Consider the following 24,022-nt stretch of genomic DNA (forward strand, 5'->3'; position numbering starts at 1 on the left):
AATTCTCCTGTGCCGGTCAGCCGAGCTTGCGGGCGGTGTTGATGACGTTGACGCCGTTGAACCGCGCCGTGCTGGAACCGTGCGAGACCGCCGAGACCTGGCCCGGTTGCCCCTTGCCGTCGAAGAACGAGCCGCCCAGACGGTAATCGCTCTCGTCGCACACCGCCACGCAGGAGTTCCAGAACTCGGGCGTGCGGATCTGGTAGGCCACGTCCTCGAGCATGCCGGTGATCTTGCCGTTCTTGATCTCATAGAACAGCTGGCCGCCGAACTGGGCGTTGTAGCGCTGCTGATCGATCGAGAACGAACCGTCGCCGATGATGTAGATGCCGTTCTCCACGTCCTTGATCATGTCGGCGACGCTGAGCTTGTTCTTGCCGGCCGCCAGCGAGACGTTGGCCATGCGCTGGAACTGCACTGAGGACCACGAATCGGCGTAGCAGCAGCCGTCGGACTCGGTCTTGCCCAGGATGTGGGCCTGATCGCGGATGGTCTGGTAATCGACCAGGATGCCGTCCTTGATCAGATCCCAGCGCTTGGTCTTGACTCCCTCGTCGTCGAAACCGACCGCGCCCAGGCTGCCGGTCTGGGTCTTGTCGGCGAACACGGTGACCAGGTCGCTGCCGTACTTGAAGCCGGATTCGCGCTTGTCGAGCGTGGCGAAACTGGTGCCGGCGTAGTTGGCCTCGTAGCCCAGCACGCGGTCGAGTTCGAGCGGATGGCCGATGGACTCGTGGATGGTGAGCCAAGTGTGCGAGGGGTCGAGCACCAGATCGTACTTGCCCGGCTTGACCGAGGGCGCGGTGAGTTTCTCGCGCGCCTGCTTGGCCGCGGCGACCGCGTCGCCGAGCATGTCGTAGGACTTGTGGTAGTTCACCACGCCGTTGGGCGAGACGACCTTGCCCGAAGCGTCGCCGTCGAGATACTCGAAGCCCATGCCCATCGGCGAGGACAGGCCCTGGCGGGTGCGGAACTTGCCGCTGGCCTTGTCGATCGCGGTGATCGTCATCGGCGCCCAGACCCGGTGCACGTCCTGATCGATGTAGGAGCCGTCGGTGGAGGCGAAGTATTTCTGCTCGTTGACCAGGAACAGCATCGAGTTGACGAAGTTGGCGCCGGCGTTGATCGCCGCGGCATTGACCCCGAGCAGCAGCTCGGCCTTGTCCTTGAGCGGCACGGCCATCGAGTTCTTGCGGATCGGCGTCTTCCAGCTGATCTCGCCCACGCCCGGCGCCTTGGCCAGTTGCACCTTGGCGGTCTGGCTCTTGGCGTTGGCGCGGGCGATCGCGGCGGCCTGCTGCGCGGCCTTGGCGATGGCGTCGTTGTTGAGCTGGTTGGTCGCGGCGAAGCCCCAGGCGCCGTCGACCAGCACGCGGATGCCGATGCCGGTGGATTCGACATTGGTCACGTTCTGGACCTTGTCTTCGCGCGTGATCACGAACTGGCGCAGATAACGGCCGATACGCACGTCGCAATAGCTCGCGCCGGCGCCTCGCGCCGCGTTGAGCGCGGCGTCCGCCCACACCTTCTTCTTGGCCACATCCAGCGGCGCCAACAGGTCTTCGGCGGCGATCAGATTGCCGAAGGGAATCATGAGTCCGGCGATGCCGAGTCCGGACATGCCCAGGAAGTTGCGTCTATCCACGTGTTGGTCCCGCCGTTGTGGCCCGCGAGCGCGCGCGGCGTTCGCCAGGCAATGGAAGAAAGTGACCCCGCCGGAATGTGCGCAGCGTCGAAGTTGCGCGTCAAGTGCCGTGAGGCAGTGGTCGCCCGGCTTCGCGCGATCGACGACGCGCAATCGGCGCGAATCGCGCATCGCCGCATCGATCGGGCATGACTTTCGACCTATGACGATCGTTGCGGCCTCGATCGGCAAACTCCGCTCGCGTGACGGTCCGAGCCGCGAGCCTTTCGTGGAACGTTCCTGGCGCCCGGTGTTTTCCGATCCGGCGCGGAGAACTGAGACGAACGTGTCGGGGCTCAAGCCCCTCCCACAAAAGACCTCGGAGATTCGCGGGACATCCAGCGTCCGTGGCGGCCCTGCTCATTCACTGCCAGCGGCGGCCTTGCTCATTCGCTGCGACTCGTCCGTTCGCAACCATGTCGTCCGCCCGCCCCATACGTGGACATTTTCGGCGCGAAGCAGGCAAGCCCGAAGTCTTTTGTGGGAGGGCCTTCAGGCCCGACACCCGGAGCCGGCCATCCTCCAACTCCCGAGTCGGGGCTAAGCCCCTGAGCCTTCGCGCTTGCGCGATCCGATCCGAGCCGGCTCAGCTCGCCTCGAAACCCGCGCCACAACGAACCGTGTCGCCCATCGCTGTCCGCCCATCGCCATCGCGGTCGCAATCCGCCTCGATCCCGCCGCGCTGGGCCAACCGCCGCCAGGCCGCGCTATGGGCGCCGTCACCCCCACGCGTTAAGCTTGGCGCATGCACAGATTCCGGCACTGGATCGACGGCGAGCCGCGCGATGCGGCCAGCGGGCGTTGGCTCGATGTCCACGATCCGGCCAATGCGCAGCCGTACGCGCAGGTCGCGGCCGGCGGCGCCGAGGAGGTCGAAGCCGCGGTCGCCGCGGCGCAGGCGGCGTTCCCGGCCTGGTCCGGCCTGCCCCACAGCGAACGCGCGCGTTGGCTCGATGTCCTGGCTTCGGCCCTGGAAGATCGTCTGGACGAATTCGCCCGGGCCGAATCGCGCGACGGCGGCAAACCGATCCGGCTCGCCCGTGACGCCGAGATTCCGCGCGCCGTCTCCAACCTGCGCTTCTACGCCCAGGCCGCGACCCAGTTCGACAGCCAATCCCACCACGGCCAGGCCGGTCTCAACTACACCCTGCGCGCGCCGCTGGGCGTGGTCGCGGCGATCTCGCCGTGGAACCTGCCGCTGTACCTGTTCACCTGGAAGATCGCGCCGGCGCTGGCCGCGGGCAATACCGTGGTCGCCAAGCCCTCCGAAGTGACCCCGGCCACCGCGGCGATGCTCGGCGAGTTGTGCGCGCAGATCGGTTTCCCGCGCGGGGTGCTGAACATCGTTCAGGGACTGGGCCCGCAGGTCGGCGAACCGCTGGTCGGCCACCCGGCCGTGCGCGCGGTGTCGTTCACCGGCAGCACCGCGGTCGGCCGGCACATCGCCGCGATCGCCGCGCCGCTGTTGCGCAAGGTCTCGCTGGAACTGGGCGGCAAGAATCCGACCCTGATCTTCGCCGACAGCGATTGGCGCGCGAATCTCGACACGCTGGTGCGTTCGGCGTTCCAGAACTCCGGGCAGATCTGTCTGTGCGGCTCGCGCATCCTGATCGAGCGTTCGATCTACGCCGAGGTCCGCGACGCGCTGGTCGAACGCGCCGACGCGCTCAAGATCGGCGATCCGTCGGATGAAACCACCTCGCTCGGTCCGTTGGTCTCGCAGGCGCATTTCGACAAAGTCGTGGCGGCCCTGGCCCGCGCCCGTCATGAAGGCGGTCGCATACTGTGCGGCGGCGCCGCGCTCGACCGGCCCGGCTGGTTTGTCGCGCCGACCCTGATCGAAGGGCTGGGCCCGGATTGCGCGAGCAACCGCGAGGAAATCTTCGGCCCGGTCGCGACCTTGCAACCCTTCGACGACGATGAGCACGCGTTGAGCCTGGCCAACGCCAGCGACTACGGTCTGTGCGCCTCGCTGTGGACCTGCGACCTCAACCGCGCTCACCGCCTGGCCGCGCGCCTCCAGGTCGGCATGGTCTGGATCAACACCTGGCTGCAACGCGACCTGCGCACGCCGTTCGGCGGCACCGGCGCGTCCGGCCTCGGCCGCGAAGGCGGTTTCGAGGCGATGCGTTTTTTCACCGACGCCAAGAACGTCGGCCTCCACCTGGGATGACCGCTGCATGAGTTCCAATATCAATCTCGAAGACCTGCTCGAGCGCAACAGGGAGTGGTCCAAACGCGTCAATGCCGAGGATCCCGAATTCTTCGACCGCCTCTCGCACCAACAGGCGCCGGAGTATCTGTGGATCGGCTGCTCGGACTCGCGGGTGCCGGCCAACCAGATCATCGACATGGCCCCGGGCGAGGTGTTCGTCCATCGCAACATCGCCAACGTGGTGGTGCATACCGATCTGAATTGCCTGTCGGTGATCCAGTACGCGGTCGACGTGCTCAAGGTCAAGCACATCCTGGTGGTCGGCCACTACGGCTGCGGCGGCGTGCACGCGGCCCTGCACGGCGTGCGCGTGGGCCTGGCCGACAACTGGCTGCGCCACGTCAGCGACGTCGCCGACAAGCACGGCGACTGCATGGCCCATGCCCACGAAAGCGAACGCCACGACCGCCTGTGCGAACTCAATGCGATCGAACAGGTGCAGAACGTCTGCCTGACCACCATCGTCCGCGACGCCTGGTCGCGCGGCCAGCCGCTGAGCGTGCACGGCTGGGTCTACAGCCTGCGCAACGGCCGCGTGCACGACACCGGCATGAACGTGGACGCGTTCGAGAATCTGCAACCGGCGTACGACCGCGCGATCGCCAAGGTCCACTCCACCCACGGCGGTTCGCCGCGATGAGCGACTCGGTGCGCACCGGCAACGCACCGCGACCGGTCGGCCTGTATCCGCATGCGCGCCGGGTCGGCGAGCTGCTGTTCCTGTCGGGCATCGGTCCGCGCGACGCAGCCAGCAACGCGATCCCGGGCAACGTGCACGACGCCCAAGGCCGCCTGATCGCCTACGACATCGACCTGCAATGCCGTTCGGTGTTCGCCAACGTGCGCGCGGTGCTCCAGGCCAGCGACGCCGGCTGGGACGATCTGGTCGACGTCACCGTCTACCTGACCGACATGGCCCGCGATTTCACCGCCTACAACGCCGTGTGGGCAGAGTATTTCCCCGATATCGACCGCGCCCCGTGCCGGACCACCGTAGGCATCACCGCCCTGCCCACGCCGATCGCGATCGAACTCAAATGCGTCGCGCATTTGCCAGCCACGCGCCCATCCGGCGCCGCAGCGGAGTAAGGCCATGCTTCCCGGACCGATCAACCTCGCCTCATGGATCGAAGAACACCGGCATCTGCTCAAGCCGCCGGTCGGCAACAAGGTCATCTATGTCGGCGATTTCATCGTGATGGTGGTCGGCGGGCCGAATCAGCGCACCGATTACCACTGGGACGAAGGCCCGGAGTGGTTCTATCAGCTCGAAGGCGAGATGGTGCTGCGCATTCAAGACACGCTTTCCGACGGCAGTGTCGCGGTGCGCGATATTCCGATCCGCGCCGGCGAGACCTTCCTGTTGCCCGCGCGGGTGCCGCACTCGCCGCAGCGCATGCCCGACTCGATCGGGCTGGTGATCGAGCGCAAGCGCCTGCCGCACGAAGACGACGGTCTACTGTGGTTCTGCGAGCAATGCAACCACAAGATCTATGAAGAGTATTTCCACCTGCGCAATATCGAAACCGACTTTCCGCCGGTGTTCGAGCGTTTTTATTCGTCTCGCGAGCACCGCACCTGCCAGCAATGCGGTCATCTCAATCCGGCGCCCGCGCGCTATGTGATGCCGGACACTTGAGTCGCCGATGAAGGCACCTCTGCCGTTTGCGCTGCGCCGGCTGCCCGCCTTGCTCGTCGCCGCGCTGCCGTTGAGCATCGTCCACGCCAACGCGGTCTCGATCGCGCCGCCGGCGCCGGTCGCCGAAACCACCGTGGTGCTCGCCGGCCATCTGATCGCAGAACCCGGCGAGCCGACTTTGGGCGCGCACACCCTGGTGATCCGCGACGGGCGCGTGGCCCGGCTCCAGCCCGGTCTGGAGCCGAACATCGAACCGGGCGCGCGGGTGATCGATCTGTCCGATGCGCATGTGCTGCCGGGCCTGATCGACGTGCACATGCACCTGGCCATCGACAGCGATGTCGATCCGGTCACCTTCGCCTCGCCGGCGCGGATGGCGCTGGCGACCGCGGCCTACGCCAGGCGCCTGTTGCGCGCCGGCATCACCACCGTGCGCGATGTCGGCGACAACAGCGGCGTCACTTATGCCGTGCGCGACGCGATCGATCGGGGAGATCTGCAAGGGCCACGCATCCTCGCCGCCGGACGGATCGTCTCGCGCAGCGGCGGCCATGGCGCCAAACGCGCCGGCCCTGGCGAGATCGACTATGCGCCGGCCGCCTGCGACGGCTCGGAATCGTGCCGGCGCGCGGTGCGCGAGAACATCGAGGACGGCGCGGACTGGATCAAGCTCACCGTATCCGGTTCGGGACGCGAAGCCGGCGGCCAGCCTCAGGCCGCGCCGGATATGTTCGAGGACGAAGTCGAAAGCGCCGTCGCCGCCGCGCGCCAGGCCGGACGGCCGGTCGCCGCGCATGCGCACAGCACTGCGGCGATCAACCTGGCGCTGCGTTCGGGCGCGCGCACCATCGAGCACGGCACCTATTTCGACGACGCCTCCGTGGCTTTGTTCAAGAAGCATCGGGCGTATCTGGTGCCGACCGCCTTCGTCGCCGATCACGTGGCCTCGAAGTTGAGCATGTTCGCCGGCGGCCGCGACGGTCGCGGCCCGGAAGATCTGCGACGCTGGACCGAAGCGGCCAAGGCCGGACCGGGACGCGCCTGGCGCGCGGGCGTGCCGCTGGCGCTGGGCACCGACGGCGGCCCCAGCTTCGAGCCGAGCGCGACCGCGCGCGAGATCGCGCTGTACGCGGAATCCGGCGTGCCGCTGCCCCAGGCGCTGCGCGCGGCCACGGTCGGCAACGCCGATGCGTTGGGCCTGGGCGCGGAACTGGGCCGGCTGCGCACGGGCTATCGCGCCGATCTGATCGCCGTCGCGGGCGATCCGCAACGCGACGCTTCGTACCTGCAAGGCATGCGTATGGTGATGAAGCACGGCCACATCGCCTGCCTGCGCGACTGCGCCGAACCGGCCGCCGAATCGTCGGCGCCGGCACCGTCCAAGTAGACTGCCCGCATGCTCAAGATCGACACCCATGCCCATTACCTGCCGCGCGACTGGCCCGATCTGGCGCGCAAGTTCGGCGACGATCGCTTTCCGGTGATCCATCACACCGACGACGGGCGCCATCGCATTTACAAAGACGGCAAGTTCTTTCGCGAGATTTGGTCCAAGACCTGGGATCCGCAGGAACGCATCGACGATTACTCGCGCTTCGGCGTGCAAGTGCAGGTCATCAGCACCGTGCCGGTGATGTTCAGTTACTGGGCCAAGGCCAATCAGGCATTGGAGCTGCATCAGGCGCTCAACGATCACATGGCCCAGGCCTGCCGCGATTACTCGCGCCATTACGCCGGCCTGGGCACGGTACCGCTGCAATCGCCGCGCTTGGCCGTGCAGGAGTTGGAGCGCTGTATGGACCAGCTCGGCCTGCAGGGCTGCCAGATCGGCAGCCACGTCAACGACTGGAACCTCGACGCGCCGGAGCTGTTCGAGTTCTTCGAAGCCGCCGCCGATCTGGGCGCGGCGATCCTGGTCCATCCCTGGGACATGATGGGAACGCCGAGCATGCCCAAGTACTGGCTGCCGTGGTTGGTCGGCATGCCGGCCGAGCAATCGCGCGCGGCCTGCTGTCTGGTGTTCGGCGGCGTGCTGGAGCGCTTGCCCAAGCTCAAGATCTGCCTGGCCCATGGCGGCGGCAGCTTCCCCTACACCATCGGCCGGATCGAGCACGGCTTCAATATGCGCCCGGACCTGGTCGCGACCGACAACCCGCGCAATCCGCGCGATTACCTGTCGCAGTTCTACTTCGACTCGTGGGTGGCCGATCCGCGCGCACTGCAGTATCTGCTCGACACCTGCAGCGTGTCGCGGGTAATGCTGGGCACCGACTACCCCTTCCCGCTCGGCGAACAGACGCCCGGCGCCGGCATCGCTTCGCTGAGCTTGAACGAAGCAGATCAGGCGCGGCTGTATCACGGCACCGCGCTGGAATGGCTGGGCCTGTCGAAGTCGCGTTTCATCTAGCGCACACCGGATCGACGACGCCCCGATGCCGCATCTGATCTTGCACTACACCGCCAATCTCGAGGGTTTCGATCCGGACCGGGCGCTGGCGCGGATCAATCAGGCCCTGGCCGACAGCGGCCATTTCAACGAAGCCGACATCAAGAGCCGCGCGCTGCGCCTGGATCGTTACCGCATCGGCACCGCCGAGAGCGGGCGCGGTTTCGTCCACGCGCAACTCAAGGTCCTGCCCGGGCGCGACGCGGCGTTGCGCAAGGCCTTGTCGGATACCGTGTTGAGCGTATTGCGCGAACTGCTGCCCGCCCATCACCCCGAATCGCAACTGTGCGTGGAAGTCGACGAACTCGACGCCGGCGCCTACACCAAGCACGCCTTCGCAGCGAACCTGCCCTGATCCCATGACCGACCTGCATGCTCCCGCCCACGCCGCCGCGCTCGACGCCGCCGATCCGCTGCCGACGCTGCGCGATGAGTTCCTGATTCCGCGCCACCACGATCGGGAACAGGCCTATTTCGTCGGCAACTCGCTCGGCCTGCAACCGCGCGGCGCGCGCGCGCATGTCGAGGAAGTCATGGACAAGTGGGCGATGGAGGCGGTCGAAGGCCACTTCACCGGCCGGGCGCAGTGGCTGCCGTATCACGAACTGGTACGCGAACCCCTGGCGCGGGTGGTCGGCGCGCAGCCGCACGAAGTGGTGGCGATGAACTCGCTCACCGCCAACCTGCATCTGATGATGGTGAGCTTCTATCGCCCGACCCGCGAGCGTTCGGCGATCCTGATCGAAGCCGGTTCGTTTCCTTCCGACCGCTATGCCGTCGCCTCGCAGATCGCCTTTCACGGTTTCGATCCGGACACCGATCTGATCGAACTGCAGCCCGACGAGCCGGGTGGATTGATCTCGATGGCCAGCATCGAGCGCACCATCGCCGAGCACGGCCCGCGCCTGGCGCTGGTGCTGTGGCCGGGCGTGCAGTACCGCACCGGCCAGGCCTTCGATCTGGCGCAGATCGCGCGTCTGACGCATGCGCAGGGCGCGGTATGCGGCTTCGACCTCGCTCATGGCGCGGGCAATCTGGATCTGGCCCTGCACGACAGCGGCGTGGATTTCGCGGTGTGGTGCCACTACAAATATCTGAACTCGGGCCCGGGCGCGGTCGCCGGCTGCTTCGTGCACGAACGCCACGCGCACAGCGATCGGCCGCGCTTCGCCGGCTGGTGGGGGCATGAAACCTCGACCCGCTTCCGCATGGGGCCGCAATTCGTACCGACCGCGGGCGCCGACGGCTGGCAGCTCAGCAATCCACCGATCCTGGGTCTGGCGCCGCTGCGCGCTTCGCTGGAACTGTTCGACCGGGTCGGCATGCGCGCCTTGCGCGAGAAGTCGCAGCGCCTGACCGGTTACCTGGAAACCCTGATCCGCGATCGTCTGAGCGACACCCTCGACATCGTGACCCCGGCGCAGGCCTCGCAACGCGGTTGCCAGCTGTCGCTGCGGGTGATCGGCGGCCGCGGCCTGAGCGGACGCGCCGCGGGCCGCGCGCTGTTCGAATACTTGGCCGAACACGGCGTGCTCGGCGATTGGCGCGAGCCGGATGTGATCCGCATCTCGCCCGCGCCGTTGTACAACACGCATGCGGATGTGTTGCGGTTTACTGAGGCAGTCGGCGCGTGGAGAGCGGGTTGATGCTCTTAACGATCGGACGCGACACCTCCTCCTACCGTCATTCCCGCGAAGGCGGGAATCCAGAGTGAGGCCGATGTGTCCAGGTCTCCCGCCGTATACATCCTGGCCAGTGCAAGACACGGCACTTTGTACATCGGCGTGACCTCCGACCTGGTGCAACGGATATGGCAACATCGAGAACATGTAACAGAAGGGTTTACCGAACGCTACGACGTGAATCGACTGGTTTGGCATGAAATGCATGAAACAATGGAAAGCGCCATTCTTCGAGAGAAGCGACTGAAGAAATGGAATCGAGAGTGGAAGATTCGCTTGATTGAGGAGTCCAACCCGGATTGGCGGGTTTTATGGCCAGACATCGTAAGTACCCGCTGAAGTCTCTGGATTCCCGCCTTCGCGGGAATGACGGCCTTGTGGTTGCGAAGTCGCGCGCCACATTCCCGCCATCGAAGTCTTCGCTTCATTCACCTATCGAAACCACGGACACGGCGCCTTGAACACCACCGAAAAGGCCAACCACATCACCCTCATCGGCGCTGGCCTCGCCGGTGCGCTGCTGGCCACCCTGCTCGCCCGCCAAGGCTGGCAGGTCGATGTGTACGAAAAGCGCGGCGATCCGCGCTTGAAGGGTTACGCCGGCGGCCGCTCGATCAATCTGGCCCTGGCCGAACGCGGGCGCCATGCGCTGCGGCTGGCCGGCGCGGACCAGACGGTCATGGCCCAGGCGGTGATGATGCGCGGACGCATGGTGCACTTTCTCGACGGGCGCACCGATCTGCAGCGCTACGGCCGCGACGACAGCGAGGTCATCTGGTCGGTACACCGCGGCGAGCTCAATCTGATCCTGCTGCAGATCGCCGAGGAAGCCGGTGCCCGGCTGCATTTCCACCGCGGCTTGAACTCGGTCGATTTCGACGCCCGCATTGCCCGCTTCAGCGACGATCGCGACGGGAGCACGCACGAGATCGGCTTCGACAGTCTGGTCGGCGCCGACGGTGCGGGCTCGGCCTTGCGCAGGGCGATGAACCGGGCCTCGGACCTGGGCGAACGCACCGAGTTTCTGGGCCATTCCTACAAGGAACTGGAAATCCCGCCCTCGCCCGACGGCGGCTTCAGCGTCGAACCCAACGCCCTGCACATCTGGCCACGCGGCCGCTACATGTGCATCGCGCTGCCCAACGACGAGCGCACCTTCACCGTCACTTTGTTCCTGCCCAACGAGGGCGACCCCGGCTTCGACAGCATCCGCACCGGCGCCCAGGCGCGCGCCCTGTTCGAACGCGACTTCGCCGACGCGCTGCCGCTGATCCCGCAACTGGAGCACGACTTCGAAAACAATCCGACCGGTCTGTTGGCGACCTTGTACCTGGAGCGCTGGCACCTGGACGAACGCGCGGTACTGCTCGGCGATGCCGCGCATGCGATGGTGCCTTTCCACGGCCAGGGCATGAACTGCGCGTTCGAGGACTGCGTCGCCCTGGCCGAGCGCTTGCTCGCCGACGGCGACCGCGCCCGCGCCTTCGCCGATTTCCAGAAGCAGCGCTTACCCAGTGCGCGCGCGATCCAGGCGATGGCGCTGGAGAATTATCTGGAAATGCGCGACCGCGTCGACGACGACGACTACCTGCTGCAGCGGGCGCTGGAACGTAGCTTGGCCGAACGCCATCCCGATCGCTTCATGCCGCGCTACGCGATGGTGACGTTTCACCGCATGCCCTATGAAGTCGCCTTCGAACGCGGCCAGCGCCAGCGCGAACTGCTGATCGAGCTGACCCGCGGCCATGCCAGCCTGGACACGCTGGATTGGGACGCGGTCGATGCGGCGGTGCGCGATCGCCTGACCCCACTGCCCGCGGACGATTGACCATGCCCGCCAGCTTTCTGTTCTACGACCTGGAAACCTTCGGCGCCGATCCGCGCACGACCCGTATCGCCCAGTTCGCGGCGATGCGCACCGACGCCGACCTCAACGAGATCGAAGCGCCGATCAGCGTGTTCGTCAAACCCGCCGACGACCTGCTGCCCTCGCCCGCGGCCACCTTGATCACCGGCATCGCCCCGCAGGACGCGCTGCGCGACGGCGTCGGCGAGGCGGAGATATTCGCCCTGATCTTCGAGGAAATGGCGCGGCCGGAAACCTGCAGCGTCGGTTACAACTCGCTGCGTTTCGATGACGAGTTCGTGCGCCACGGCCTGTTCCGCAATTTCTACGATCCTTACGAACGCGAATGGCGCGGCGGCAACTCGCGCTGGGACTTGCTCGACGTGCTGCGGCTGGCGCATGCGCTGCGCCCGGACGGGGTGATCTGGCCCAAGCGCGAGGACGGGGCGACTTCGTTCAAGCTCGAACACCTGGCCAGCGCCAACGAAGTGCGGATAGGCGACGCGCACGAGGCGTTGTCGGACGTGCGCGCCCTGATCGGCATCGCGCGCAAGTTCAAGCAGGCCCAGCCCAAGTTGTGGGACTACGCGCTGCGCCTGCGCGACAAGCGTTTCGCCGCGAGCCTGCTCGACGTGATCGCGATGACGCCGGTGCTGCACGTCTCGCAGCGTTATCCGGCCGCGCGGCTGTGCGCGGCGCCGGTGATTCCGCTGGCCCGGCATCCGCGCATCGACAATCGCGTATTGGTGTTCGATCTGGCCCAGGATCCGCAGGCCCTGCTGACCCTGGCGCCGGAGGCGATCGCCGACCGCCTCTACACCCCGGCCGCCGACCTGCCCGAGGGCGAAGAACGCGTCGCGCTCAAGGAAGTGCATCTGAACCGATGCCCGGCCCTGATCGCCTGGAACCATCTGCGTCCGGCCGATTTTGCGCGGTTGCAGATCGATCCGGCCCTGACCGAACGCCACGCCGCGCAGATCCGCGAAGCGGGCCAGGAACTGGTCGAGAAAGTACGCCGGGTGTACGCCACCGACGCGGCCCGCGCGCCGTCGGATGTCGATGCTTCGCTCTACGACGCCTTCATCGGCGACGGCGACAAGCGCTTGTTCCGCAACGTGCGCAGTACCGCGCCCGAGGCGCTGGCCGGCGCCCGCTTCGACTTCCGCGATGCGCGCCTGCCCGAATTGCTGTTCCGTTACCGCGCACGCAACTGGCCGCACAGCCTGGACGCTGACGAACGCGAGCGTTGGAACGAATACCGGCGCCGCCGTCTGTACACCGAGTCGGGCCTGTCCGAATACAGCTTCGAGCGTTTCCGCGCCGAGCTGCAGCAAGCCCGTGCCTTGGCCGGCGAAGACGGCGCCAAGCAAGTGCTGCTCGACCGGCTGGAAGCTTGGGCCGGCGAGATCGACCGCGATCTGAACGCTGCAGGCTGAGGACGCGGCGATGAGCGAATCGATCCGCGAACGCTTGGAATCGCGCCGACGGCCGCCATCTCCATGGACAGCCCCGTAATCAGCACGAGCCGTCCCGGCGGTACGTCGGCGGCACGCCGGCGCGTCGCCGACGCGTTCGCTTCCGCGCTCCCCGTTCTTGAGACCACCGCATGAGCCGATACTTCTCCGACGCCAGCTTCAAGTTCCTGCGCTCGCTGGCGCGCAACAACAACCGCGAATGGTTCCATGCGCACAAGAGCGCCTATGAGGAGCACGTGCGCGGGCCGTTCCTGCAACTGCTCGGCGACCTGCAGCCGGCGCTCGCGGAAATCAGCCCGCATTACCGCAGCGAGCCCAAGAACGTCGGCGGCTCGTTGTTCCGCATCCACCGCGACACCCGGTTCGCCAACGACAAGACGCCGTACAAGAATTGGCAGGGCGCGCGCCTGTTCCACGAGCGCAGCCGCCAGATCGAGGCGCCCTCGTTCTATCTGCATCTACAGGGCGGCGAATGTTTCATCGCCTCCGGCGTGTGGCATCCGCAGCCCGATTCGCTGCGCAAGATCCGCCACTTCGTGCTCGACAATCCCGGCAGTTGGAAGGCCGCGGCGCACGATCCCAAGTTCCGCAGGCGTTTCGATCTGGACGACAGCGAAATGCTCACCCGCGCCCCGCGCGGCTTCCCGGCCGAGTTCGAATTCGCCGAGGATCTGCGGCGCAAGAACTTCGTCGCCCTGCGCGCGATCGACGACGAGACCATGACCGGTCCGCGTCTGCTCAAGACCCTGGAGAAGGATCTGGCCGGGCTGGCGCCGTTCACCGACTATCTGTGCGCGGCGTTGGATCTGGAGTTCTGACGTTTGAAGCCGCGGGCGCGCACGGCGCCCGCGGCGGTCGAAACTTTCTTGGGCTCAGTTCGGACAGACCAGATAACTGATCCCGACCTCGTCGGTCACGATCCCGCCTTGAGTGAGGCGGCCCCTGCAGTCGCGCTGGGCCCAGCCGACCACCTGACCATTCTGGTAGTACTCGTGCACCTCGCCGACGTACACCGGCGGTACCGCCCAGGCAGCGGTGGCAATCGCGCACAGGCTCAGGGCCAGGGCGGCAATCAACTTCTTGTTGCGCATCGTTGCGTCTCCTTGCATCGATACCGACGTCATTGTCGGCAGATCGAGCGTACCCCATCGCCGTGGAGCAATGCGAGCGAACGCGTAACGGGCCAGGGGCGGCTTCGGCTATCGTATGCGCCTGTCCCGCTCGCCGCCGAGCTCGCGCTTGTCCACCGCCGAATTCCGCCGTTACGCGCTGTTCTACCTCGGCTATTACGGCGCGCTCGGCGCCTACACGCCCTATATCGGCCGCTGGGTCAGCGCCAACGGGCATGGGGCCTATGCGGTCGGAGCGATGTTGGCGCTTTGGTACGGAGGGCGGATTCTGGCGCCGCCTACCTGGGCCAGAGGGGTGGCGCGGAGTAAGGCGCCGGGGAGTTGGCTGGTGGCGGGGTGTCTGGTGGCTGCGCTTGCGTTCGCCAACTTCGGTTGGTTCGACGGCGGCGCGATGCTATTCGTGGTGATGGGCGCGTTCGCGCTGTTCTTCAACGCGGTGATGCCGCAGTTCGAGGCGATGACCTTGAACGCACTGGGCACGCGCAATCACGACTACGGCAAGATCCGCATGTGGGGATCGGTCGGCTTCCTGGTGGTCGCCGCGAGTTACGGCTGGCTGCTCGACCGGCTCGGCAACGACGCCTTCGTCTGGCTGACCCTGCCTTGGCTGCTGTTGACCGTGGCCGCCGCGTGGTTGCACCGCGCCGATCCGCCGTCGCCGCCTGAGCAGACCGGCGCGCCTCGCGAACAGTTGTGGCGGCGTCCCGGCACGCGCCGGCTGTTGTGCACGGCGATGTTGATGCAACTGGGCTTCGGCCCGTTCTACGTCTTCTATACCCTGCAGTTGCAGGCGCACGGCCACGACGGTTTCGCGGTCGGAGTGCTCTGGGCGATCGGCGTGATCTGCGAGATCGCGATGTTCTGGCAGGCGCCGCGGTTGGTGCAGCGCTTCGGCGCGCACAAGCTGATGGCCGCCTGCCTGATCGCCACCTCGCTGCGCTGGATCCTGGTGGCGTTCTTCGCCGATTCCTTCGTCTGGATGGCGCTGGTGCAGACCGGCCACTCGCTGAGTTTCGCCGCCTTCCACGCCGGCTGCATGCGGCGCATGGCCGAACTGTTTCCCGCGCGGCGCGACATGGCTTCGGCGCAGGGCATGTTGTACGGCTTCAGCGGCGGCATCGGGGGCGTGCTCGGCGCCGGCATGGCTGCCTTCGCCTGGCAGCACGGCGGTGGCAAGTACGCGTTTCTGGCCGGCGCGGCCTGCGCCTTGCTGGCCCTGGGCGTGCACATGGCCGCGCATCGATACGCGCGGGTATCGCCGTCGACGGCGGCGTGAATTCCCGGAGACAGCGGCCGCCCTGAAGCGGGCGGCCGCCGCGGTTTTCAGCGTTGCCCGATCACGAACACCCAAGCGTTGCCGGCGCCGGTGACGTGCAAGCCGGTGCCGGTCTGCAGCAGGAAGTTCTGGAAGCCGTTGCCATCGAGGATATGCGCCTCGGTGGTGTTGGTTCCGGTGTTCTGGCGCGCGATCGCGTACAGATCGAGGCGGCCGTCTGCGTTGTAGTCGCCCAGATCGAACACCCAACCGTAGTCCGAACCAGTCGCGCCCAGGCCGGTGGCGATGTGCGCGATGAAGTTCTGGAAGTTGCCGTTTCCGCCGAGCACGTGCACCTCGGTCTTGCCCGAGCCGCCCTGCTTGGCGATGGCGTACAAGTCCGGCGTGCCGTCGCGATCGTAATCGGCGACATCGAACACCCAATCGCCGCCGCTGCCGGTCTGACCCAGGCCTGTGGCGTTATGGGCGAGGAAGGTTTTGAACCCGTCGGCGCCGTTGAGCACGTGCACTTCGGTCTTGCCCGATGCGCCTTGGCGCAGGATCACGTACAGGTCGAGCTTGCCGTTGCGATCGTAGTCGCCCAGGCGGAACTGCCAGGTGCCGTCGGCTCCGGTCTGATGCAGGCCGCTGGTGCTGTGCAGCAGATACGTCTGGTAGTTATCGGCGCCGTTGAGCACGTGCACCTCGGTGGTGTTGGAGCCGCCCATGCGGTCGATCGCGTACAGATCGGCGGTGCCGTCGCCGTTGTAGTCGCCCAGGTCGAACACCCAGCGCTGATCGCTGCCGGTGACGCCCTGCGCGGTGGCCAAATGGGCTGCGAAACTGGCGTAGTTGTCGGCGCCGTTTAGCGGATGCACTTCGGTCTTGCCCGATGCGCCTTGCTTGGCGATCACCTGCAAGTTCGGCGCGCCGGCGACCGCGCGCGCGGCCTGGGTCGCATCGACGATGCCCGCGCCGCAACCGCCGCTGCACACCCCCGGCAAGGGCCGCGCGGTCGATTTGAGCAGTTGTTCGATCTGCGCCGGCGTGCGCGCGGCGCGGCTGCGGATCAGCGCGACCACGCCGGCCACGTGCGGCGCGGCCATCGAAGTGCCCTGGTAATAGGCATAGCCGTTGCCGCCGACGGTCGACAGCACGCCCTCCTTCGGATGCGAAACGCTGCCGCAACCGGTGCTGGTGGGATTGGGCTCGCAGGTTTCGCCGCCCGGCGCGGTGACGTCGATGCCGCCACCGAAGTTCGAGTACCAGGCGCGATCGCCGTGGATGTCGTTGGACGCCACCGCGATCACCTGATTGCAATTGGCCGGGGTGAAGTTGGCGACGTCGGAATTGCTGTTGCCGGCGGCGATCACCACGGTCGTGCCGCGCGCCACCGCGCCGTCGATCGCGGTCTGGTAGGCCGCGCCGCAACCACCGCTGCCGCCGAGGCTGAGATTGATCACGCTCGCTCGATTGGCGATGCCGGGCACGCCCGGCACGTTGCCGCCGGAGGCCCAGCTGATCGCATCGGCGATATCGGAAATATTGCCGTAACCGCCGTTACCCAGCACACGCGCATGCACGATGCGGCTGTTGAACGCCACCCCGGCCACGCCGACGCCGTTGTTGGTTACCGCGCCGATGGTGCCGGCGACGTGGGTGCCGTGCTGGACGTTGGACACGTCGGTGGGATCCGGATCGCGGCCGTCGCCGTCGCCCGACTGCCCCAGGCCCGAGCCCGGCGTGCTGACGAAGTCGTAACCGGCGATCAGGTTCGCATCCAGATCCGGATGCGCGAGCCGGCCGCTGTCGATCACCGCGACGATCTGGCCGTTGCCGCTGGCCAGATCCCAAGCCGCCGGCAGATTCAGTCCGCCGGCGGGTTGGAAGTAATGCCATTGCTTGTCGTTGGCGCCGTTGTACATCGGGTCGTTGGGCGTCAGCGCGGTGCGCACCAATGCATCGACCTCGACCGATTCCACCGCCGGATCGGCGGCCAGCCGGCGCATCAACGCTTCCGCGTCGACGCGATCGAGCGGTCGATCGACCGCGATCACGTCGAAGCCGATCGCCATGCGTCGATGGTGCTTGAGCGCGAGCGCGCGACCGTCGCGCGTGCGCAACGCGGTCCCAAGCCGATCCAGACCGCGCTTGAGCACGGCCGCGTCGCGGCGTTCGGCCGCGTCGGCCTTGTACTGGACGATGAACTGCTGAAATGCGGTCTGCGACGGCAGCGCGGACAGATCCGCGCGTCCGGCCAGCGCCGGCGCGGCGGCGCCGGCCGATAAAGCGCAGAGCAAAGCGGTCGCCAACAGGCGGCGACGGGAAACGAGCGAGCGAGCGGTAATGCCAGACATACGAGATTCCTTCTCAAGGCTGGTTGACCCGCGAGGCGGGATGAGAACGCCGGCGTTCGCCAGGAGCGAAAGCGCGGCTGCGTCGCGGACGAGGCGCGAACGCAGGCCGGTGTCGGATACGCGAAGTCCGCTTGCGGGAGCTTCGCTCGCGATAGCGCTGTTTGTGAGAGCAGCGCTTGCGCGATCCGCGGCGAGCATCCGGCCCGTCCGCAGGATCAGCGTAAAGATCCACGATTCTCACGACGCTACTGCCGTCACGATTGCGCCGCGCCGATCGTGCGAATGCCATCGCTTCTGATTAATTGCGTGAACGACTGCGCACATCGGGATCGCGCTTCGCGCGCCTTGCGACGATCGCCGCGAGGCGGTGGCGGCAAGCGCCCATTTGCGCTGGCGTTTGCCGCATCTGTGCGCGCGGTCGTATCGATTCGTACCAGCGGTCACGTTTTTCCTCGATTCGATGGCGCGTTGCCGCATGACAGCGACATTCGCCTACGTATGCTCGATCGCATCGCCGCGCAGGAACGCGCGGCCACATCGACCGCAGCCGGCGGGCAGGACGCCCGCGACAACGCGTCGCGGTACATCGGGGAGAAAACATGCATCAGCTTCGTATCACGCGGCGATCGCTCGCCGCGGCGCTGCTCGTGGCCGCATCGACGCTCGCGGCGCCCTTGACCGCCGGCGCCGCCGCCACCGGCGTGGCCTTCGTCCACGGCACCGGCAAGCAGACCAACGCCTATCAGGACTACTGGCAGCCGGCGATGGTCGACAGCGTGCGCGGCGGCCTGGCCAATCCGTCCAACTACACGGTCGTCAATTGCGACTTCGAGCAATACATGTGGGACAGTCGCGCCGCCGGTTGCCTGGCCCAGCAACTCACCGACTTCATCAACGCCAGACAGATCACCCAGTTGATCGTGATCACCCACTCCAACGGCGGCAACGTGATGCGTTGGATCATGTCCAACCCGACTTACGACAGCCGCTACCCGAACATCATCAGCAAGATCGTCCGCGTCAACGCCATCGCGCCTTCTTCCGCCGGTACGCCGCTGGCCGATGCGGCGATGAACGGCAACGCCTTCGAACAGGCGGTCGGCTGGCTGCTGGGCTACAAGTCCGACGCGGTGAAGATGCAGCAGGTCAGTTGGATGGCGACCTACAACGCGAACAATCTCTACGGCACCGCCGGACGCCCGGCGCTGCCCAAGCCGTTCCGCAGCGTGGTCGGCACCGACGTGGATTCCTCGCCGTTCGACAGCGACAGCTACTGCGGCGGCTACGCCGAGAACGTGGGACTGGAAACCACCCAGAACTGGTTGAACAGCTGCTCCGACGGTTTCCTCAACTGCTCCAGCCAATCGGCCGCGGGCAGCGTGTGGTTCCAGGACAAGCAGCGCACCGCGGACGCCGAGCCGCTGAGCCATAACCAGAGCCGGCGCGCCTGCTTCAACCTCAACACCATCCTGCGCAGCGACATGACCCCGTGAGGCCGACGACCATGCGAACGATCCTGACTCTCGCCCTGCTCGCCGCGCTCAGCGACGCGGCCGCCGCCGACGCGCCGATGTTGCCGGCCGCCGCGTCCGATCAGATTCCTCAGCGCCTGACCGCGCTGTCCACGCCCACGGCCGCCGGCGAACGCGCGCCGTTGCGTTTCTCCTGGGCGCTGGATCCGAATGCGGCGCTCGACGCCGATGCGGTACCGGCCGCGGTGGAAAGCCGCGAATACTGGCAGGAGACCGACGGTGCCACGCTGCAACGCGGCCTGGACGTCGCCATCAGCGCGCCGGGCGCGTTGATCCGGGTCAGTCCGGTCGACGGCGCGGCCCACGTCGCGGCCGATGCCGTGCGCATCAGCCGCGCAGGCGCCACGGTGAGCGCGGCCAAGCGCACCGGCGCCGAACAACTGCAGGCCGCCGGCCTCGCGGTCGGCGCCGGTACCGCCGCGGTGCAGCTCGCCGCCGATGCCTCGCCGGGCCATTACGCGGTGCAGGTCGCCCAGGCCAGCGGCCGCTACGTCGTGCACGTGTTCGAACCGCACAGCGACGTGCGTCTGCTCGCGCGGCTCGATCGCGACCGCGCGCTGGCCGGCGGCAGCCGCGAGGTGGTGATCGATCTCAAGCGCGGCGACGCCACGCTCAAAGCCGATGGCGGCGCGCTGCTGGTCGCGCCTTCCGGCCGCAGCTGGCCGCTGACGCTCAAGCGCGGCAAGGACGGTCTTCTGCGCGCCGCGGTGCCGTTGCCGCACGACGCCGGCGATCAACCGCCGGGCCTGTGGGAGGTGCAGGTGTTCGCCGGCGACGGCGAGATCCAGCGCGATGCGCGCACTGCGATCGCGGTCGCCCAGCCCACCGCCAAGCTCGACGGCGCCTACGCCTTCGATGCGGGCAAGCTCAGCTTCGGCCTGCCCTTGCGCGCGGCCGCGCCGGGACGTTACGAGGTGCGCGGCACGTTGTACGCGAGCAACGCCCGGCGCGAACTGCGTCCGATCGCGGTCGCGCACAGCGCCCAGTGGATCGACGGCGGCGCCGGACGGATCGAGCTCGCATTCGACCACTCGCAACTGCCGAAAGGCTTCGGCGCGCCGTACGAACTGCGCAATGTCGAGCTCAACGATCAGACCCGATTGGCGCCGATCGAGCGGCGCCAGCGGGTCGCGCGCGTGGCTCGGTAAGAATCGTAATCAGGCCACTTCAAGCCCCTCTCCCGTAAAACGGGAGAGGGGTTGGGGTGAGGGACCCCAAGATCGCCACTCCTCCTCACCCGGCCCCGCCTTCGCAGGGCAACCTCTTCCGTCACCTTCTCCCGCAAGCGGCAGCAGGATGGATGACTTAAGCGCAGTAAAGCCGACGCAGCTAATCTGACGGTCCACACCCTGGATCGCTGCCATGAAGAAATGGATCGCCGCCGCCGTTCTGATCGTGGTGCTGCTGGTCGGCTACATTGCCGCCGGCCCGTTCCTGACCGTCCAAGCGATCCGCGCCGCGGTCAAGGAAGGCAATACCGGCGAGCTGTCCAAGCATGTCGACTTCGCCGCGATCCGGCTCAGCCTGCGCGCCCAGGTCGACGACTACATCGTGCGTCGCGCGGGTCCCGACGCGCAGTCCAGCCTGTTCGGCTCAATCGGCCTGAGCCTGGCCAGCGGCGTGGCCGGCACCGCGGTCGACGCGGTCGCCACTCCCGTCGGCATCGGCGCGGTGCTGGAAGGCCGCAAGTTGTTCAAGCGCTTCGACCGCGACGCCGCCAGTCGCGACGCTTATGCGCAGGTACCGCCAGCCGAACCGCTGAAGGAGCTGAGCTACCGTTTCGAATCGCCCTCGCGTTTCACCGCCACGGTGAACAACGCCGACGGCGATCCGGTGGTGTTCGTGCTCACCCGCGACGGGCTGAGCTGGACCGTCACCGACGTGCGCCTGCCGTTGGAGAAGATGCTGCCTTAGTCGCGCTCGGGCGCAAGGCGCTCCGAGATCGCGGCCTAGTGGTCGCGCATCGGCCTGATCGCGCCAGGTAAAGACCCGGCCCCGAGCGCAGGCTCGCAATCGCCCTCTCGAAACCGGACGGAATCGTCATATTCGCGGCGTTTTCGCGGCGTTTTTGGCGCATTTTTTGCCGGCCGTATTTTTCACTCCTGGCTAACGGGAATGAGCGCAGCGTCCGCTCGGATGCGCCCTCGCATCCACCTCGCTCCCATCTGGCCCCCGGCCCGGTCTTAACCAGGAGAACGACGACATGACACGCATCGCCCTGTTCGCGATGGCCGCGTTGCTTCCGTTCGCGCCAGCACAAGCCGATCACCGCGAGTTCCGCGCGGTATTGGAAAGCAGTCAGGAAGTGCCTTTGGTATCCAGCGCCGCCAGTGGCGGATTCCGCGCCCGTATCGGTTCCAGCGGCGCGATCCATTACGAACTTTCGTATTCCAGTCTGGAAGGCGATATCACCCAGGCGCATATCCATCTGGGCCAGAAGAGCGTGAACGGCGGCATCGCCGTATGGTTGTGCTCGAATCTCGCCAGTCCGCCGACGCCGCCTGGCGTGCAGGCGTGTCCGGCATCGCCGGGACGGATCCAGGGCGTCATCACCGCAGCGGACGTGGTCGGACCCAGCGGCCAAGGCATCGCCGCCGGTGAATTCGAGGAACTGGTGCGGGCGCTGCGTCGCGGGCATGCGTACGCGAACGTGCACAGCAGCAAGTTCCCGGGCGGAGAAGTGCGCAGTCAGCTCGGCGGCAACCGTGGGTGGGGCGACGATTGAACGGGTTGTCCGGGATCGCGATTCATCGCACCCATTCAGGCCTCCCTTTTCAAAACCAAGTTCTCTGACTATAGTCAGAGAATGAAACGCAGTCAGATTGATGTCGTGCGGCGATTCAATCGCGCAATTACTCAGCGCATCGGAGCGCTGGACGATGCCTATCTTTCTCGAGGGCGCTCGCTGGGGTTGTCGCGACTGCTGTGGGAAATCGGGCCGGTTGGGGCTGAGGTACGCCTGTTGCGCGCCCGGCTGGGTCTGGACTCGGGATACTTCAGCCGGCAATTGCGCCGGCTGGAGACGGACGGGCTGGCGACCACCGATCCCGACGACGGCGATGGGCGCGTACGAAAGGTTCGACTGACCCGCAAAGGCCTCGCGGAGCGGGCGGTGTTGGACCGCTCATCCGACGAACTCGCCGAATCGATCCTGGAACCACTGGTGCAGTCGCAGCGGGATCGTCTGGTCGCCGCGATGACCGACGTGGAAAGACTCATCCTGGCATCCCAGGTGCGGATCGAGATCACCGATCCGCGCGACCTCGACGCACGGTATTGCCTGCGGTCGTACTTCGAGGAACTGGGTCGCCGCTTCGATACCGGCTTCGACCCCGCGCAGAGCATCCCCGCCAGCGATGAAGAGATGACCTCGCCGAACGGGCTGCTACTGATTGCGAACTTGCAAGGGTCTGCGGTGGCGTGTGGGGCGCTGAAGCTTCACCCGGACACACGGATTGCCGAAGTGAAACGGATGTGGGTATCTCCGAACGTGCGCGGCCTTGGATTGGGGCGACGCCTGCTTGAGCGACTCGCGGCAGAAGCCGCATCGCGGGAGATGCTGATTCTGCGACTGGAGACGAACCGCTCACTGACTGAGGCTAGACACCTCTACGAGTCGGCGGGGTTCGTCGAGGTCGAGGCGTTCAACGATGAGCCGTATGCACACCACTGGTTCCAGAAAAATCTCCGGCACGACTGAGAGCGATACCGGCGCACCGCAATGCAGCGCACTGACAATGGACCGTCACGCCTCATGCACGCAGCTAGCGGTTCGCAACCCCATGCGGCACATGCCCGGCCGCGACGTGATCGCGCGCCGACAGGATGTTGTGCTCTGAATCGTCGAAGAAGATATCGGCGCCGAACGCTTCCAGGAACGGGCCCTTCGCGCGTCCGCCGAGGAACAGCGCCTCGTCCAGACGGATGCCCCATTCGCGCAAGGTGCGGATTACTCGTTCGTGCGCGGGTACCGAACGCGCGGTGACCAGGGCGGTGCGGATCGGCGCGTCCTGGCCGACCGGGAACGCCGCCTGCAGCCGGTGCAAGGCATCGAGGAAGCCGCGGAACGGCCCGCCCGAGAGCGGCTCGCCGGCATGGCTGCGCTCGTGCTCGGCGAACGCGGCCAGACCGCCTTCGCGCGAAACCCGCTCGCCCTCGTCGTCGAAGATCACCGCATCGCCGTCGAAGGCGATGCGCAATTGGTCCGGACGCAGGTGCGGCGCCAGCTTCGAACTGGGCAGCGCCGGTAGCAGCGTCGCCGCGGCGACGCCGGCGGCGAGCGCGGCGCTGACGTCCTGGGCGTTGGCCGACAGGAACAGATCGGCGCCGAACGGGCGGATGTAGGGAAACGGCGGCGCGCCGTTGCTGAACGCCGCGCGCTTGATCGACAGGCCGTGATGAGCGATCGAATTGAAAATGCGCAGGCCGCTGTCGGCGGAATTGCGCGAGATCAGGATCACCTCGACCCGCGGTGCTTCCGCCGGCGCGCCCTGGTTCAGCGCCAGCAGCTTGCGCACCAACGGGAAGGCGATGCCGGGCCGCAACAGATCGTCCTCGCGCTCGCGCTGGAACGCCGCGTAGGCGTCGATGCCCTCGCGCTCGAACAGCGCGTGGCTCTCTTCCATGTCGAACAAGGTGCGCGATGAAATCGCGACGATCAACGGGTCGGCATCACGGTCGGGCATGGGGCTATTGTGCACCGCGGAACACCGCGCCGTACGCACCCGATCGCGATTGGGCTCAGGCAGCCCCCGTAGGAGC

General features: G+C 66.9%; 22 protein-coding genes. 18 read left to right on the plus strand and 4 right to left on the minus strand.

Features of this window, described 5'->3' with window-relative positions; translation table 11 throughout:
- Positions 1–16 precede the first annotated feature (16 nt).
- On the minus strand, positions 17–1,645 hold the full coding sequence (locus ACTOWJ_RS04275) for a TldD/PmbA family protein (protein ID WP_441333353.1): 1,629 nt from the start codon (positions 1,643–1,645) through the stop codon (positions 17–19).
- Between the two features lie 784 nt (positions 1,646–2,429).
- Here ACTOWJ_RS04275 and ACTOWJ_RS04280 point away from each other — a divergent pair.
- From ACTOWJ_RS04280 to ACTOWJ_RS04335, 12 genes are all read left to right on the plus strand, one after another.
- Positions 2,430–3,857 carry an aldehyde dehydrogenase gene (locus tag ACTOWJ_RS04280; RefSeq protein WP_441333354.1) on the plus strand — a complete coding sequence of 476 codons (1,428 nt, stop codon included), beginning with the start codon at positions 2,430–2,432 and terminating at the stop codon, positions 3,855–3,857.
- 7 nt (positions 3,858–3,864) lie between these two features.
- Positions 3,865–4,539: a carbonate dehydratase gene (gene can / locus ACTOWJ_RS04285; RefSeq protein WP_441333355.1), complete on the plus strand. Its 675-nt coding sequence runs from the start codon at positions 3,865–3,867 to the stop codon at positions 4,537–4,539.
- The gene (locus ACTOWJ_RS04290) at positions 4,536–4,988 is read left to right on the plus strand and encodes a RidA family protein (RefSeq protein ID WP_441333356.1); all 453 of its coding nucleotides are present in this window, start codon (positions 4,536–4,538) and stop codon (positions 4,986–4,988) included. The genes can and ACTOWJ_RS04290 overlap by 4 nt, the downstream gene beginning before the upstream one ends.
- Positions 4,989–4,992: 4 nt before the next feature.
- Positions 4,993–5,538, plus strand: a complete 546-nt coding sequence (locus ACTOWJ_RS04295; protein ID WP_441333357.1) for a 3-hydroxyanthranilate 3,4-dioxygenase — start codon at positions 4,993–4,995, stop codon at positions 5,536–5,538.
- A gap of 7 nt (positions 5,539–5,545) precedes the next feature.
- Positions 5,546–6,925, plus strand: coding sequence for an amidohydrolase family protein (locus tag ACTOWJ_RS04300; RefSeq protein WP_441333358.1), 1,380 nt, complete (start codon positions 5,546–5,548; stop codon positions 6,923–6,925).
- A gap of 9 nt (positions 6,926–6,934) precedes the next feature.
- Complete coding sequence (locus ACTOWJ_RS04305) at positions 6,935–7,945, plus strand: amidohydrolase family protein (protein WP_441333359.1); 1,011 nt, start codon at positions 6,935–6,937, stop codon at positions 7,943–7,945.
- 25 nt (positions 7,946–7,970) lie between these two features.
- The gene (locus ACTOWJ_RS04310) at positions 7,971–8,339 is read left to right on the plus strand and encodes a 5-carboxymethyl-2-hydroxymuconate Delta-isomerase (protein WP_441333360.1); all 369 of its coding nucleotides are present in this window, start codon (positions 7,971–7,973) and stop codon (positions 8,337–8,339) included.
- A gap of 4 nt (positions 8,340–8,343) precedes the next feature.
- Positions 8,344–9,630 (plus strand): kynureninase, encoded by a 1,287-nt coding sequence (gene kynU, locus ACTOWJ_RS04315; RefSeq protein ID WP_441333361.1) that lies wholly within the window; start codon positions 8,344–8,346, stop codon positions 9,628–9,630.
- Positions 9,631–9,768: 138 nt separating this feature from the next.
- Entirely contained in the window at positions 9,769–10,005 is a 237-nt protein-coding gene (locus ACTOWJ_RS04320) for a GIY-YIG nuclease family protein (protein WP_441333362.1), read from the plus strand.
- A 118-nt stretch (positions 10,006–10,123) separates the two neighbouring features.
- Entirely contained in the window at positions 10,124–11,494 is a 1,371-nt protein-coding gene (locus ACTOWJ_RS04325; protein WP_441333363.1) for an FAD-dependent oxidoreductase, read from the plus strand.
- 2 nt (positions 11,495–11,496) lie between these two features.
- Positions 11,497–12,948: an exodeoxyribonuclease I gene (gene sbcB, locus ACTOWJ_RS04330; protein WP_441333364.1), complete on the plus strand. Its 1,452-nt coding sequence runs from the start codon at positions 11,497–11,499 to the stop codon at positions 12,946–12,948.
- Between the two features lie 170 nt (positions 12,949–13,118).
- The gene (locus tag ACTOWJ_RS04335; protein ID WP_441333365.1) at positions 13,119–13,805 is read left to right on the plus strand and encodes a DUF2461 domain-containing protein; all 687 of its coding nucleotides are present in this window, start codon (positions 13,119–13,121) and stop codon (positions 13,803–13,805) included.
- A 54-nt stretch (positions 13,806–13,859) separates the two neighbouring features.
- Here the strand turns inward: ACTOWJ_RS04335 and ACTOWJ_RS04340 are convergent, their stop codons facing one another.
- Positions 13,860–14,078: a hypothetical protein gene (locus ACTOWJ_RS04340; protein WP_441333366.1), complete on the minus strand. Its 219-nt coding sequence runs from the start codon at positions 14,076–14,078 to the stop codon at positions 13,860–13,862.
- 115 nt (positions 14,079–14,193) lie between these two features.
- On the opposite strand from ACTOWJ_RS04340, the gene ACTOWJ_RS04345 reads away from it, so the two are divergent.
- Complete coding sequence (locus tag ACTOWJ_RS04345; RefSeq protein ID WP_441333367.1) at positions 14,194–15,393, plus strand: MFS transporter; 1,200 nt, start codon at positions 14,194–14,196, stop codon at positions 15,391–15,393.
- 47 nt (positions 15,394–15,440) lie between these two features.
- Here ACTOWJ_RS04345 and ACTOWJ_RS04350 read toward each other — a convergent pair whose 3' ends face one another.
- Positions 15,441–17,729, minus strand: coding sequence for a S8 family serine peptidase (locus tag ACTOWJ_RS04350; protein ID WP_441333368.1), 2,289 nt, complete (start codon positions 17,727–17,729; stop codon positions 15,441–15,443).
- Between the two features lie 599 nt (positions 17,730–18,328).
- Here ACTOWJ_RS04350 and ACTOWJ_RS04355 point away from each other — a divergent pair.
- The 5 genes from ACTOWJ_RS04355 to ACTOWJ_RS04375 all read left to right on the plus strand — a co-directional run bounded on the left by ACTOWJ_RS04355 (position 18,329) and on the right by ACTOWJ_RS04375 (position 22,961).
- Positions 18,329–19,222 carry a hypothetical protein gene (locus tag ACTOWJ_RS04355; RefSeq protein WP_441333369.1) on the plus strand — a complete coding sequence of 298 codons (894 nt, stop codon included), beginning with the start codon at positions 18,329–18,331 and terminating at the stop codon, positions 19,220–19,222.
- A gap of 11 nt (positions 19,223–19,233) precedes the next feature.
- Positions 19,234–20,409 (plus strand): DUF4785 domain-containing protein, encoded by a 1,176-nt coding sequence (locus ACTOWJ_RS04360; RefSeq protein WP_441333370.1) that lies wholly within the window; start codon positions 19,234–19,236, stop codon positions 20,407–20,409.
- 214 nt (positions 20,410–20,623) lie between these two features.
- Positions 20,624–21,175, plus strand: coding sequence for a DUF2939 domain-containing protein (locus tag ACTOWJ_RS04365; RefSeq protein WP_441333371.1), 552 nt, complete (start codon positions 20,624–20,626; stop codon positions 21,173–21,175).
- A 289-nt stretch (positions 21,176–21,464) separates the two neighbouring features.
- Complete coding sequence (locus tag ACTOWJ_RS04370) at positions 21,465–21,986, plus strand: CHRD domain-containing protein (RefSeq protein ID WP_441333372.1); 522 nt, start codon at positions 21,465–21,467, stop codon at positions 21,984–21,986.
- 81 nt (positions 21,987–22,067) lie between these two features.
- On the plus strand, positions 22,068–22,961 hold the full coding sequence (locus ACTOWJ_RS04375) for a GNAT family N-acetyltransferase (protein ID WP_441333373.1): 894 nt from the start codon (positions 22,068–22,070) through the stop codon (positions 22,959–22,961).
- Between the two features lie 64 nt (positions 22,962–23,025).
- On the opposite strand, the gene ACTOWJ_RS04380 is transcribed toward ACTOWJ_RS04375, so the two are convergent.
- Entirely contained in the window at positions 23,026–23,946 is a 921-nt protein-coding gene (locus tag ACTOWJ_RS04380) for a 5'-nucleotidase (RefSeq protein ID WP_441333374.1), read from the minus strand.
- Between the last annotated feature and the right edge of the window lie 76 nt (positions 23,947–24,022).

This window comes from Lysobacter sp. CA199 (assembly GCF_052078715.1).
Lineage (GTDB): Bacteria > Pseudomonadota > Gammaproteobacteria > Xanthomonadales > Xanthomonadaceae > Lysobacter.

Bases quoted from the DNA above. Each gene is read 5' to 3' on its own strand.
- ACTOWJ_RS04280 (WP_441333354.1), top strand. From the start codon at position 2,430: ATGCACAGATTCCGGCACTGGATCGACGGCGAGCCGCGCGATGCGGCC.
- can (WP_441333355.1), top strand. From the start codon at position 3,865: ATGAGTTCCAATATCAATCTCGAAGACCTGCTCGAGCGCAACAGGGAG.
- ACTOWJ_RS04290 (WP_441333356.1), top strand. From the start codon at position 4,536: ATGAGCGACTCGGTGCGCACCGGCAACGCACCGCGACCGGTCGGCCTG.
- ACTOWJ_RS04295 (WP_441333357.1), top strand. From the start codon at position 4,993: ATGCTTCCCGGACCGATCAACCTCGCCTCATGGATCGAAGAACACCGG.
- ACTOWJ_RS04300 (WP_441333358.1), top strand. From the start codon at position 5,546: ATGAAGGCACCTCTGCCGTTTGCGCTGCGCCGGCTGCCCGCCTTGCTC.
- ACTOWJ_RS04305 (WP_441333359.1), top strand. From the start codon at position 6,935: ATGCTCAAGATCGACACCCATGCCCATTACCTGCCGCGCGACTGGCCC.
- ACTOWJ_RS04310 (WP_441333360.1), top strand. From the start codon at position 7,971: ATGCCGCATCTGATCTTGCACTACACCGCCAATCTCGAGGGTTTCGAT.
- kynU (WP_441333361.1), top strand. From the start codon at position 8,344: ATGACCGACCTGCATGCTCCCGCCCACGCCGCCGCGCTCGACGCCGCC.
- sbcB (WP_441333364.1), top strand. From the start codon at position 11,497: ATGCCCGCCAGCTTTCTGTTCTACGACCTGGAAACCTTCGGCGCCGAT.
- ACTOWJ_RS04335 (WP_441333365.1), top strand. From the start codon at position 13,119: ATGAGCCGATACTTCTCCGACGCCAGCTTCAAGTTCCTGCGCTCGCTG.
- ACTOWJ_RS04340 (WP_441333366.1), bottom strand. From the start codon at position 14,078: ATGCGCAACAAGAAGTTGATTGCCGCCCTGGCCCTGAGCCTGTGCGCG.
- ACTOWJ_RS04345 (WP_441333367.1), top strand. From the start codon at position 14,194: ATGCGCCTGTCCCGCTCGCCGCCGAGCTCGCGCTTGTCCACCGCCGAA.
- ACTOWJ_RS04350 (WP_441333368.1), bottom strand. From the start codon at position 17,729: ATGTCTGGCATTACCGCTCGCTCGCTCGTTTCCCGTCGCCGCCTGTTG.
- ACTOWJ_RS04355 (WP_441333369.1), top strand. From the start codon at position 18,329: ATGCATCAGCTTCGTATCACGCGGCGATCGCTCGCCGCGGCGCTGCTC.
- ACTOWJ_RS04360 (WP_441333370.1), top strand. From the start codon at position 19,234: ATGCGAACGATCCTGACTCTCGCCCTGCTCGCCGCGCTCAGCGACGCG.
- ACTOWJ_RS04365 (WP_441333371.1), top strand. From the start codon at position 20,624: ATGAAGAAATGGATCGCCGCCGCCGTTCTGATCGTGGTGCTGCTGGTC.
- ACTOWJ_RS04370 (WP_441333372.1), top strand. From the start codon at position 21,465: ATGACACGCATCGCCCTGTTCGCGATGGCCGCGTTGCTTCCGTTCGCG.
- ACTOWJ_RS04375 (WP_441333373.1), top strand. From the start codon at position 22,068: ATGAAACGCAGTCAGATTGATGTCGTGCGGCGATTCAATCGCGCAATT.
- ACTOWJ_RS04380 (WP_441333374.1), bottom strand. From the start codon at position 23,946: ATGCCCGACCGTGATGCCGACCCGTTGATCGTCGCGATTTCATCGCGC.